This is a genomic window from Saccharothrix sp. ST-888 (assembly GCF_000955975.1).
GTDB lineage: Bacteria > Actinomycetota > Actinomycetes > Streptomycetales > Streptomycetaceae > Kitasatospora.
In genome coordinates, this window is record NZ_JYJF01000446.1 from 1 (window position 1) to 380 (window position 380).

Consider the following 380-nt stretch of genomic DNA (forward strand, 5'->3'; position numbering starts at 1 on the left):
CCAGCAGCGCGTCCAGCAGCAGCTTGTCGTCCTCGGTGGCCCGGACGATCGCCGGGATCAGCTCCAGACCGGCCTGCCGGGAGGCCCGCAGCCGCCGCTAACCCTGGATCAGCCCATACTGGCCGCCCTCGACCGGACGGACAACCACCGCCTGCAGCAGGCCCACCCCCTTGATGGGGGCGACCACCTCGCCGTCCCCATCGGCCGCCCCCGTTCGCCTGTCTCCAACACCCTGCCGCTGCTGCACCTCACCCCGCCCGTCCCGGCCCCGGTGGCCGCCGGTGTCCTGACGGCGCGCCACGCCCCCGCGCTGCTGGGGGTCCCCGACGCCGAGCGGCAGGACCAGCTGGCCCGGCGGATCGTCGCGGAGGGGCTCTCGG

At 75.8% G+C, this 380-nt stretch carries 1 protein-coding gene and 1 pseudogene; one reads left to right on the top strand and one right to left on the bottom strand.

Annotated elements, in window-relative coordinates; all coding sequences use genetic code 11:
• Nucleotides 1–91 (bottom strand): hypothetical protein (locus UK12_RS45295; protein ID WP_442973915.1); only part of this gene is annotated, 91 nt, incomplete at its 3' end.
• Nucleotides 92–241: 150 nt separating this feature from the next.
• On the opposite strand from UK12_RS45295, the pseudogene UK12_RS45300 reads away from it, so the two are divergent.
• Nucleotides 242–380, top strand: a pseudogene (locus tag UK12_RS45300) (ParB/RepB/Spo0J family partition protein); the annotation flags it as partial.